At 61.1% G+C, this 11032-nt stretch carries 13 protein-coding genes; 7 read left to right on the top strand and 6 right to left on the bottom strand.

Going from position 1 to position 11032, the window contains the following annotated elements:
• The first annotated feature begins 50 nt into the window (after window positions 1-50).
• Window positions 51-371: a 4a-hydroxytetrahydrobiopterin dehydratase gene (locus ACYVIT_RS15260; RefSeq protein ID WP_415807314.1), complete on the top strand. Its 321-nt coding sequence runs from the start codon at window positions 51-53 to the stop codon at window positions 369-371.
• A gap of 92 nt (window positions 372-463) precedes the next feature.
• On the opposite strand, the gene ACYVIT_RS15255 is transcribed toward ACYVIT_RS15260, so the two are convergent.
• On the bottom strand, window positions 464-1060 hold the full coding sequence (locus ACYVIT_RS15255) for a helix-turn-helix domain-containing protein (RefSeq protein ID WP_415807313.1): 597 nt from the start codon (window positions 1058-1060) through the stop codon (window positions 464-466).
• A gap of 195 nt (window positions 1061-1255) precedes the next feature.
• Here ACYVIT_RS15255 and ACYVIT_RS15250 point away from each other — a divergent pair, with 195 nt between their 5' ends.
• Entirely contained in the window at window positions 1256-2044 is a 789-nt protein-coding gene (locus ACYVIT_RS15250) for an aldolase (RefSeq protein WP_415807312.1), read from the top strand.
• Between the two features lie 13 nt (window positions 2045-2057).
• Window positions 2058-3143 (top strand): TRAP transporter substrate-binding protein, encoded by a 1086-nt coding sequence (locus ACYVIT_RS15245; protein ID WP_415807311.1) that lies wholly within the window; start codon window positions 2058-2060, stop codon window positions 3141-3143.
• Between the two features lie 10 nt (window positions 3144-3153).
• Here ACYVIT_RS15245 and queD read toward each other — a convergent pair whose 3' ends face one another.
• The 3 genes from queD to ACYVIT_RS15230 are packed head-to-tail and all read right to left on the bottom strand — an operon-like array spanning window position 3154 to window position 5418.
• On the bottom strand, window positions 3154-3597 hold the full coding sequence (queD, locus tag ACYVIT_RS15240) for a 6-carboxytetrahydropterin synthase QueD (protein ID WP_415807310.1): 444 nt from the start codon (window positions 3595-3597) through the stop codon (window positions 3154-3156).
• 31 nt (window positions 3598-3628) lie between these two features.
• Window positions 3629-4261: a 7-carboxy-7-deazaguanine synthase gene (gene queE / locus ACYVIT_RS15235; RefSeq protein WP_415807309.1), complete on the bottom strand. Its 633-nt coding sequence runs from the start codon at window positions 4259-4261 to the stop codon at window positions 3629-3631.
• 38 nt (window positions 4262-4299) lie between these two features.
• Window positions 4300-5418, bottom strand: coding sequence for a LacI family DNA-binding transcriptional regulator (locus ACYVIT_RS15230; RefSeq protein WP_415807308.1), 1119 nt, complete (start codon window positions 5416-5418; stop codon window positions 4300-4302).
• 126 nt (window positions 5419-5544) lie between these two features.
• Here ACYVIT_RS15230 and ACYVIT_RS15225 point away from each other — a divergent pair, with 126 nt between their 5' ends.
• From ACYVIT_RS15225 to arfB, 4 genes are all read left to right on the top strand, one after another.
• Window positions 5545-6519 carry a Bug family tripartite tricarboxylate transporter substrate binding protein gene (locus tag ACYVIT_RS15225; RefSeq protein WP_415807307.1) on the top strand — a complete coding sequence of 325 codons (975 nt, stop codon included), beginning with the start codon at window positions 5545-5547 and terminating at the stop codon, window positions 6517-6519.
• A gap of 15 nt (window positions 6520-6534) precedes the next feature.
• A complete protein-coding gene (locus ACYVIT_RS15220) occupies window positions 6535-7335 on the top strand; it encodes an HpcH/HpaI aldolase family protein (protein ID WP_415807306.1) in 801 nt (266 codons plus the stop codon).
• A gap of 31 nt (window positions 7336-7366) precedes the next feature.
• Window positions 7367-9127, top strand: a complete 1761-nt coding sequence (locus ACYVIT_RS15215) for an IlvD/Edd family dehydratase (RefSeq protein ID WP_415807305.1) — start codon at window positions 7367-7369, stop codon at window positions 9125-9127.
• 150 nt (window positions 9128-9277) lie between these two features.
• Window positions 9278-9694 carry an alternative ribosome rescue aminoacyl-tRNA hydrolase ArfB gene (gene arfB, locus ACYVIT_RS15210; RefSeq protein ID WP_415807304.1) on the top strand — a complete coding sequence of 139 codons (417 nt, stop codon included), beginning with the start codon at window positions 9278-9280 and terminating at the stop codon, window positions 9692-9694.
• A 14-nt stretch (window positions 9695-9708) separates the two neighbouring features.
• Here the strand turns inward: arfB and ACYVIT_RS15205 are convergent, their stop codons facing one another.
• Together ACYVIT_RS15205 and ACYVIT_RS15200 are read right to left on the bottom strand one after the other, a co-directional pair.
• Window positions 9709-10479: an NRDE family protein gene (locus ACYVIT_RS15205; RefSeq protein ID WP_415807303.1), complete on the bottom strand. Its 771-nt coding sequence runs from the start codon at window positions 10477-10479 to the stop codon at window positions 9709-9711.
• Window positions 10480-10517: 38 nt separating this feature from the next.
• On the bottom strand, window positions 10518-11000 hold the full coding sequence (locus tag ACYVIT_RS15200) for a YbaK/prolyl-tRNA synthetase associated domain-containing protein (RefSeq protein WP_415807302.1): 483 nt from the start codon (window positions 10998-11000) through the stop codon (window positions 10518-10520).
• Between the last annotated feature and the right edge of the window lie 32 nt (window positions 11001-11032).

Below are 11032 nucleotides of genomic sequence, written 5' to 3'. Positions count from 1 at the left end.
CCTATCAATATATTTGAGCGAAATGATTCGGACCGTACAGGAGCGCTATTGTGAACAAACCATCCTTACCCCGGCTCGGCGCGCAGAGCGTACTGTCCGGCCTTGCCGGCTGGCGGGCGCATGCCGAGCGTGACGCTATCCAGAAAAGCTTTCAGTTCAAAGACTTCAACGCCGCCTTTGGTTTCATGGCGCGCGTGGCCATGTATGCCGAGAAGCTCGATCACCACCCGGAATGGTTCAACGTGTACAACCGCGTCGACGTGGTGCTGTCCACCCATTCGGCTGATGGCGTGACCGAGTTGGATGTGCGCATGGCCCGTTTCATGGACGAGACGGCGATATCCATGGGAGCGGCTGCCGTGGCTGGCTGAAGGCCTCTCTACTGCGGCGCGCCTCGCTCTTCATTGCGCGGGACCGGAGCGGTTGTCATGTGATGGCGGGGCGCCGGTCAGGCAAGGCGCTATCAGGCCTGATCGCTGGCGATAATGATGAGTGCCCGTGCGGTCTTGCGGCCTTCGGCACACAGGCTGTGTGGCAGATAGCCGGGAAAACGCACGCTATCGTCACGCTCCAGCAGCACCGTGTGTTCCCCGAAATGCACGCGGACGCGGCCTTCCAACACAAAGATCAATTCATCGCCGCCATGGTGGGCCACCGTGCGCTCGCCATGCGTGCCGACCTCTACGACCATGACGGAGAGGCCGCTGTTGCTGGCCCCCATCGTGATGGCTTCATAAGTGTGTTCGCCCGGCTCTGTGCCTGACGAGCTCAATCGGTGCCGTTCGCTTGCGCGCACGATATGGATTTCGTCTTTGGGATCGGCCTCGCCGAGCAGAGCGGATAGTGGCGTCCCCAATACAGTCGCCACCGTGTGCAGCGTGCCGACCGACCCGAATTTTTCGCCACGTTCCAGGCGCGACAGAAATCCCTTGTCCAGGCCGGTTTGCTCCGCCAGTGCGGTCAGCGTCAATTTGCGCTGGCGTCGTGTTGCCCGGATACGTAGCCCCACTTGCTGAGCATCGGGGGGCGGGGCGGCTAGAGGCAGACGTTTGGGCGGCATGGAAAGGCGGCAACTATCTCGGGCGAAAACGCGATGATGCCACTTTTGGGCGCTGCGCACAGCGCGGACTTGAGGGTTTCCCCTTGTTGTTTATGTGGGCAATAATTTGTACTTTGGGCAACATGTTGCCTACAAGGCAAAGCAGACGAGATGGCCGGTACGCGTTGTCTCTCCCTGGAATGAACGGATATCAAGATGTCGGATTACGCTTTTCAAGATAAAGATGCCCTGCGCAGCCGTGTCGATCGCGAGATCGAATCGCGTGCGACACCTTCGGCGCATTGGACCTCGGCGCAAAAAATGGCCCTGGCTTGCCGGATGCTGGCAGCGCAAGGTCATTGGCATGGCGGCCTGGCTGGTCAGATCACTTCGCGGGGCGATGAGCCTGGCACGATCTGGACCTTGCCTTTCGGGATCGGCGCCGACGAGGCGCGTGCCAGCGAGCTGATTCTGATCGACGAAGACATCAATCCCCTGGACGGTAAATCGCTGCCGAACCCGGCCAATCGTTTCCACGCCTGGATTTACCGGCATCGCCCAGAGGTCCAGTGCATCGTGCATACGCATCCTCCGTCCGTGTCGGCCTTGTCGATGGTGGGCGAGCCGCTGGTGGTGGCGCACATGGATGCCACGCCATTCTTTGATGATTGCGCCTATCTGCCCGAGTGGCCCGGTTTGCCCATCGGCGACGACGAAGGCGAAATCATCTCCAAGGCATTGGGTAACAAGCGCGCCATCCTGTTGGCGAATCACGGTTTGCTCACCGCCGGCAAATCGGTCGAGGAAGCCACGGTGATGGCGATCTGGCTGGAACAAGTCGCCGCGCTGCAATTGCGCGCGCGGGCGATCGGGCCGGTCAATCCCGTGCCTGCTGACCGCGCACGCGAATCCCACGATTTTCTGGTCAAGCCCAAGATACTGGAACTGACCTTTGCCTATTTCGCTCGTCGCGCGTTGCGCGAGGCGCCTGACTGTCTCGATTAAGAGGAGCTTTGCCATGCAACGCCGCCGTTTCCTAACTTTGGCAGGGGCGGGTGGGGCCCTGTTGTCTGCGCCAGTCGTGGCGCAAGAGGCCCCCACCATCAACTGGCGTATGCCGAGTAGTTTCCCACGGTCTCTGGATACCGTATGGGGGGCTGCGGAATACCTGACGAAGCGGGTCTCCGATCTGACGGATGGGAAATTCACTATCCGGGGATTTTCCGCGGGCGAGATCGTGCCGCCGTTGCAGGTGCTGGACGCCGTGCAGAACGGTACGACCGAGTGCGGGCACACCGCAGGTTTTTATTACCTGGGCAAAGAGCCTGCCTTGTCATTTGATACAGGCGTGCCGTTCGGACTGACACCGCGCCAGCAGACGGCATGGCTATTGCATGGCGGCGGCGGTGCATTGATGGACGAGTTGTACGCCCGCTTCAATGCCTTGGCGATTCCTTGCGGTAATACGGGCGCGCAGATGGGCGGCTGGTTTCGCAAAGAGATCAAGACAGTCGACGATCTGAAGGGACTGCGGATACGTACGCCTGGCATGCTGAGCATGGTGTACGAAAAACTCGGCGCCATTCCGCAACAGGTGGCGGGCAGCGATATTTATCCCGCGATGGAAAAAGGGGCGCTGGACGCGGTCGAGTTTGTCGGGCCGTACGACGACGAGAAACTGGGCTTTGCCAAGGTCGCGAGCTACTACTATGGCCCCGGCGTCATGGAGCTGGGGGCCAATCTGTGCCTGGCGATCAATCGCGACAGCTGGGCCAAGCTGCCGCCTCGCTATCAAGAGGCATTGCGTGCCGCTAGCGCGATGGCGGCCGACGATTTGCTGGCCAAGTATGACGCCAACAATATCGTGGCGCTCAAGCGCCTGGTGGGGCAGGGCGTCAAACTAAAGGCGTGGCCGCGCGAGGTCATGCAAGCAATGCAAAGCGCGACCAAGCAGGTCTTGGACGACTATGCGGCAAAGAGTCCGCAGTTCGCCAAGGTCTTTGCCTCGTGGCGAGAGTTTCGGGCGGATCAACTGCTGTGGAACAGCGTGAACGATGGCGCGGCGGAAAACTATCTGATGGCAACGCGAGAGAAGGGCCTGTGACGAGGGCGCTTCAGGCCTCGCAATCCGCCCAGCAATTGGGCGTCTCGTACAGGCGGACACGGGTGAGGCGCAGTTGTGCGCCATAGTGCCCATGGTAGTGCGGCGCCAGGGTGCGAAAAACAATGCTGGCCAGGTTTTCGACCGTAGGGATGCAGTCGAGCACCACGGTCTTGTGGCCCGGCAGCGTGTCCAGAAAGCCGCGCACCGTCTCGTCGCCGCGATACACCAGAAAGGCATGATCCCAGGGGTCGACGATATGCTGCTTGGCGATGGATTTGATTTCTGAGAAATCCATCACCATGCCGTTGTCGGATTCCCCCGGCGCGTCGACGATATCGCCGGTGAGCGTGACCTCGAGGACATAGCGATGGCCATGCAGGTTGCGGCATTGGCTGCGATGATCGGGGATGCGATGCCCGGCATCGAATTCCAGCTTGCGAGTCACTGAGATCATCGCAAGCCTCGCTGGGCGTGAGGGGTCGTCATTAAGGAATGCCTATGTATTTATGGGTTTGCAGGCTGAGCCGCCATTGCGGGTGCTGCAGACAGTATTGAACGGCCTGTTCGGTGTTCGCGACGCGCGCCGGCCCATCCATGGGCTGCAGGAAAAAATGCTCGAAATCCAGGTGGGCGTAGGTTTCGGGCAATGCATTGGCTTGCGGGTAGACCAGCTTCAGTTCGTGGCCGCGTTCGATCACGACGGGCGCGGTGCCTTTCGGGCTGACGCAGATCCAGTCGATGCCTGGGGGCGGCGGCAGCGTGCCGTTGGTTTCGATGGCGACGGTAAAGCCGTGCGCGTGCACGGCCTCGAGCAAGGCCTCGTCGAGCTGCAACAGTGGTTCGCCGCCGGTGAAGACGACATAGCGGTCCTGGGTATCCGGGCCCCATGTCGCCGCGATGGTATCGGCGAGCAGGGCGGCCGTGGCGAATTTGCCGCCGCCCTCGCCATTGGTGCCGACAAAATCCGTGTCACAGAACGTACAGGCGGCACTGGCCCGGTCGGCCTCGCGGCCAGACCACAGATTGCATCCGGCGAATCGGCAGAACACGGCGGCACGCCCCGCTTGGGCGCCTTCGCCTTGCAGGGTTTTGAAGATTTCTTTGGCGGAATAAGTCATGCGAGAACGGCGGTGCCGATCTAGGGTAATCCAGTATTTTACCGGAGCCGGCTGCTGTCGCGCACGACCAGCTCGCATGGCACGTGATGGATGGTGGGTGCCGTGATTTCCTTGGCTGAATTTTGCAGAGCAGCCACCAGCGTGGCAGCGGCTTGTTTACCGATTTTGTACGGCTGCGTGCGTACAGTGGTCAGGCCGGGTTCGACAATGCTGGCCAGCGGGACGTCGCCAAAGCCCGCGATTGCGCAGTCGCGCGGGATGGATAGACCCAATGTCGGCGCGCGCAAGAGTGCTGTGAGCGCCAGATGATCGTGCGCAAAGATGACGGCCTGGGGGCGTTGTTCTGCGGGTTCCTGGGCCAATCGGGTCACGTGAGCCAAGCCCGCCGCGTAGTCATCGTCGGCAGCGACGCGCACGATGTCGCTGCTGAGTCCCGCCTGCCGCATGGCCTGTGAATAGCCTTGCGCCCGCCGCTCGGCGCGTGTGTCCTGCGCGCCGTGCGCTCCCTGCGCCATGGCAAAGCGAACGCGCCGCGCGCCTTGCTGCAGAAAGTGCTCAGCCAGCATCAGCCCCACATCGTGCTGAGAAAAACCGACTTGGTGATACGGGCGGCCTTCCAGGATTTCCCAGGCCTCTACGATAGGGATCTGCAAGGTCTGCATCAGGCTGTCGATGGCAGGGGAGTGATCGCCACGGGTCAATATGAGGCCGCTGGGATGCCATCCCACAAAGGCACGTATCGCGCGCGATTCGGTGTCCACCGAGTATTCGGTATTGGCCAATAGCAATTGCAGGCCTTGCGCCTCGAGCGCATCGGTCATCCCACGCACCATTTGGGCGAACGTAGGGCTGCTGACGTTCTGCATGATCGCACCGACAGGGCCACCGTGAGTCGAGGCGAGCCGCCGCGCGATCTGATTGGGGGCATAGCCGGTCTGGGCGATGACGGCATCGATGCGCTCGCGCAGTTTTTGCGAGACTTTATGCGGCGCATTGAAATAGCGGGACGCGGTGACAGACGACACGCCTGCCAGCGCGGCCACGTCATGAATCGTGTAATGGCCGAGTTTGGGGCGGGTGCGGGACCGTGGCTGAGATTCAGCAGAGGGGTCGGCCGCGTGGTCAGCGTCCAAAGGGGGCGGGGGTACGTGCGTCATAGGATCGAACTATACCTCTTGCATGTGCAAAATGATACCGGTACCATATAAAATGAAACCGGTATCATTTGACCGGGCCAGCAGATAAAACGACAACCCGCTGATCCCCCAGACAGGAGACAAACCATGATGATTTCGCGTCTAGGCCGCGCTGTTTTTTCCGCGATGGCGTTAGCCGCCGCGTCGCTCGCCCACGCGGCCGACTATCCCCAGAAGCCCGTCACCTTGGTGGTGCCGCAACCGCCGGGCGGCGCTGCCGATGCCGTTGCGCGCCCATTCGCGCAGGCCCTGGCCGCCCGCCTGGGTCAGCCCGTCGTGGTCGAAAATCGGGCAGGGGCCAACGGCAACATCGCTGCAGCCTATGTGGCGCAGCGTCCTGCTGATGGCTACACCATTTTCTATGGTTCCATCAGTACGCTGGCGGTCAATCCGCATCTCTACAAATCTCCGGGGTTTGATCCGTTCAAGGATTTTCAGCCCATCACGCTGACGAACCAGACGCCGAACGTATTGGTGGTCGGTGCGCAGACGCCTTACAAATCCGTGGCCGATGTGGTCAAGGCTGCAAAAGCCGAACCTGGTCAACTGGCGTTTGGTTCTGCAGGTAACGGCAACACCATGCATCTGACCGGCCTGCAATTCGAGGCGAGTACCGGAACCAAACTGGTGCATGTGCCGTACAAGGGCGGACCCGCGGCCCTGACCGATGTCATGGGTGGGCAGATCCCCATGATGTTCCATAATCTGTCGGCGGTGTTGCCGGTGGCGCAAGCGGGCAAAGTGCGTATTCTGGCGGTGGCCGACGAAAAACGTTCGCCGCTGGCGCCCGACGTACCGACGATGGCAGAGGCCGGCGCGCCTGGCACCGTACAGATCGCGTGGAGCGGCATGTTGGTTCGCAGCGGTACGCCGGCGCCCATCGTCGATCGGCTGCACAAGGAAATGGCCGCCATTCTCGCCACGCCGGAGTTTCGCAAACCGCAAGAGGCGCAAGGCAGTGAGATTCTGTCGTCCACACCGCAGGAGTTCGAGGCGCGTCTGAAAGCCGATTCCCAACGCATGGCCGAGGTCATCAAGGCCGGCAACGTCCACATCGATTGAAGTTTCTATTTTCCTATGCCTAGTCCTAATCTTTTCAAACGTGCCTTGCAGGCGCGGCAATCACAGATCGGCCTGTGGTCGACGCTGCCTTTTCCCATGGTGTCCGAGCTCATCGCGGGTGCGGGTTTTGATTGGCTGCTGATTGATACCGAGCACACGCCCAGTGATCCCATTGTGGTTCAGCAGCTATTGCAGGCCGTGGCCGCGGAACATGATCGGCCTGCATCCGCCGTCGTGCGGCCCGCGTGGAATGACACGGTGCTGATCAAGCGGCACCTGGATGTGGGGGCGCAGTCGCTGTTGCTGCCTTTTGTGCAGAACCGCGATGAGGCCGAGGCGGCGGTGGCGGCGACGCGTTATCCGCCGCGAGGCGTGCGCGGGATGGGAGGATCCATGCGAGGTTCGCGTTTCGGCCGCGACACGAATTACGTGCAAGAGGCCGAACGCGAGCTTTGCGTGTTGGTGCAGATCGAGACCATGGAGGCGTTGGATCAATTGGAGCAGATCGCTTCGGTTGATGGCATCGATGGCGTGTTCATTGGTCCCGCGGATTTGTCAGCCAGTATGGGCGTTCCTGGAGAGTTGCATCATCCCAAGGTGCGGGCAGCGATTGATAGCGCTATCCCCCGCATTCTCGCTTGCGGAAAGGCGCCCGGTATATTGATGCTGGACGAGCCTCGGGCGCGCGAGTGCCTGGATCTGGGCGCCTTGTTTGTCGCCGTGGCGACGGATCAGGTGCTGCTGCGCAAAGCCTGCGATGAGACGGCTGCCCGGTTCGCGAAACGCGGCGCCGATGTGACGCCTGCCACCTATTGACCTGTTCGACCTCAATCATCTGACCGTCCTCATGACCATACCCAAACGCAAGACACCAGAGACGCTGCGCAGCCACCGTTGGTTTGCCAGCGATGACATCCGCGGCTTCGCGCACCGCCAGCGCATGCAACAGCAGGGCCTGAACCGTGAGGAATTCATGGGACGGCCAGTGATCGGCATCATCAACACCTGGAGCGATTTATCGCCGTGCCACGCGCATTTGCGCGAACGCGCCGAGGCGGTCAAGCGCGGTGTATTGCAGGCGGGCGGCTATCCGCTGGAACTGCCCGCACTGAGTCTGGGCGAAGTCATGGTCAAGCCCACCACCATGCTGTACCGCAACCTGCTGTCGGTAGAGTGCGAGGAGTTGCTGCGCAGTCTGCCCATAGACGGCGCGGTGCTGATGGGAGGCTGCGACAAGACGCCGCCTGCCCTGGTGATGGGCGCGTTGTCGATGGACTTGCCCGTCATTTTCATGCCGGCGGGTCCGATGCTGAATGACCGCTATCGCGGCGAAGCCGTTGGGGCCGGCACGCATACTAAAAAGTTCTTTGCCGAGTACACCATTGGCGCCATCGACAAATCGCAATGGGTAGCCATGGAATCGCGTATGACGCGCAGCGTGGGGACCTGCAACACCATGGGGACGGCCAGCACCATGACCGCCATCGTCGAGGCCCTGGGACTATCGCTGCCGGGCTCGATGGCGATTCCGGCGGTGGATGCTGCACATACGCGCATGGCATGGCAGTGCGGCCATCGCGCGGTTGAAATGGTGTGGGAGGACTTGAAACCCTCGCGGATTTGCACGGCTGCGGCATTTCGCAATGCCGTGGTGACGTATGTCGCGCTGGGCGGTTCTACCAACGCCGCAGTGCATTTACCCGCCATGGCGGGCAGGGCTGGGATTGCGTTGAGTCTGGACGAGATTGATGCGATTGCGCGAGACGTTCCGGTGATCGCCAATCTTTACCCATCGGGTACGCGTTTGATGGAGGATTTTTTCTACGCGGGCGGTTTGCCGACGGTATTGCGCAAGGTCGCGGCTCATCTGGATCTGTCCACGCTGACCTGTACGGGCCGTACCTTGGGAGAAAACCTGGCGGACTGGCCGGAGGTCGAGGAGGACGGCACGATCCTGGATCCGGCCGCTCCGCTGAAACAGGGCGTGGGAGATTGTGCCGAGGCCGGTCTCGCGATGGCGGTGGTGCGCGGCAACCTGGCGCCCAACGGCGCCGTCATCAAGCCATCGGCGGCGAGCCCGCATCTGCTGCGCCATACAGGCCCTGCGCTGGTATTCGATTCGAACGCGGAAATGTTCGAGGCCATGGCAGACCCTGATCTGGATGTGGACGAAAACACGGTCTTGGTGCTACGTAACGGCGGACCTATTGGCGGGCCTGGGATGCCGGAATGGGGCAATCTGCCGATTCCTAAAAAGCTGCTGCAAAAGGGCGTGCGCGACATGCTGCGCATTTCCGATTCCCGCATGAGCGGCACGCACTATGGCACATGCGTATTGCATGTGTCGCCCGAATCGGCCATCGGCGGGCCGCTGGCGTTGTTGCGTACAGGCGATATGGTCCGATTGGACATCGGCGCACGCAGCCTGGATATGCTGGTGTCCGATGAGGAGCTGGCTGAACGCCGTCGCCAATGGTCGCCGCCGACTCAACCATATACGCGTGGCTTTACGCGTATCTATCAAAACGAGGTGACGCAGGCCCATCTGGGTTGCGACTTCGTCAGTCTGTCAGGTAATGACCCCACGCCGGAGCCCCCCATCCATTGATGCGTTCAGGTATTGCACTTGATCCGATAAGCATCAGAATGTGATCGATACTTCACAAAAACAGAAAATAACGATGAAATGTGATCTGTAGTTCTCATTTTGATCGAGAGCGGCGATGGATTCCTCTAGCGCCGCGCCGATTTTCTATTCATGTATCACATTCAAGACGACCTATACCTCGACGAGCGCGATATCGAGTTCGGCATGATCCGCGCTCAGGGAGCGGGCGGCCAGAACGTCAACAAGGTCTCCAGCGCAGTGCATCTGCGGTTTGATGTGCGGGCATCGAGTCTGCCCGATCACATCAAGGATGCGCTGTGCGAATTGCCGGATCGGCGCGTGTCGAAAGAAGGCATCATCGTCATCAAGGCGCAGGCTTATCGCAGCCAGGAAAAGAACCGCGCCGAGGCGCTGGAGCGTCTGGCAGAGATGGTGCGTGCGGTGGCTCGGCCAGTAAAAGCCCGGCGGCCAACGCGACCGACACGCGCGTCGCAGCAGCGCAGGGTGCAGCGCAAGGTATTACACGGCGAAATCAAGCGCCTGCGCGGAAGAGTGGCGGGAGACTAAGCTGCAGCTGCGGTTTATGCCTGCCAACTGAACGTCAAATCGCTATCGCCGACCGGCTCGCCGTCCGGACTGTAGCGGCGTTCGTGCAGTTCACCGCGGCCATCCGCGTGCAGGGCCAGCACAGTCGAGGCGCGGGTGCCGTAGTTGGGACTGACGATAAAGGGGCTGCTGAGCAGGCGTTCGCGGTCCAACGGAATACCGGTCGCAGGCAGGTCCGCGTCGTCAGCGGGCGTGCGGTCAAAGAGATTGGCGTAGAGTGCGGCGACGTCGGGTTGCGGCGTGGCCTGCAATATGCGTTCAAAGCCGATCCTGGTGCGCGTGAGTTTAGGCCAGGGCGTATCCAGCAGATGATTCGAGAGGGCGTAGATCCCCGGTGGCAGCGCACGCGGTGCGCCGTCGCGATTGCTGAGATAACAGGCGCCGGCGATATCGCCTACGATCAGGTTGAATCCGTTGTAGTGGGCATCGCGCTCATGCACCGCGGCGAGATAGTCTGCCGGACGCGCATCGCTGCGTAGAAAGTCTTCGACCAATGCGCCACGGGACGGGGCGTCGTTCAGCAGGTGTTGCGGGTCGCGAAAATTGGTGACGATGGCGTAGCGGCCGTGTTCGTTCACGCCCATCCAGGTGCCTCCTGCGCGCAGATCGCGACCCGCATAGATGCGAGGCTCGCCCGGCCACATTGATGCCGCTTGCGTCGGGCGTTCGTGAAACTCATCGCGATTGGCGGCAATGAGGACGGGAATGCCGGTGAGATGATGCAGGGCGAGGACAGCGAGACACATGGAATGATTCAGTGAGATGAAGGAGTCAGCATGCCACGTCAAGCATGCACAAAAGTCGCCTGTACCGGCTGAGCCAGAAGAAAATAATCTTCTGTGCGCATGACGATGGATGCGTCCAATCGCCCCGCATTGAAGACAATTTCGTCATGCCGTTCGCGCAGCGAAGGGTCTACCAATAGCGATAGTTCCTCGTTGAACGAGAACGGAGGAATGGCGCCGATCTCGCAGCCCGTGAGTTCGCGCGCGAGGTCTTGCGAGGCCAGCGAGGCCTTTTTACCGCCAGCGGCTAACGCAATCGCGGCCAGATCGGCCTGTTTATCGGCCGGAAAAACCGCCAGGACATTTTTGCGCTGGTTAGACGTGATCTTGACGCGGCACACCAGCGCCTTGGCGCCTTGGCTGACGGCCGTGCCGCGGATGACGGCGACCTCTTCGGATTTGCCTGCGGGCTCATGGCGCAAGAGGCGATAGGAAATCTGGTGATCGGTCAGCAGAGTTTGCAGTTGCTGAAATACATCCATGGCAGGTGAGCGGTGCGATAGTCGACCCCGAG

The sequence above is a fragment of the Bordetella muralis genome (assembly GCF_054781015.1).
This window is presented reverse-complemented; position numbering and strand designations above follow the sequence as displayed.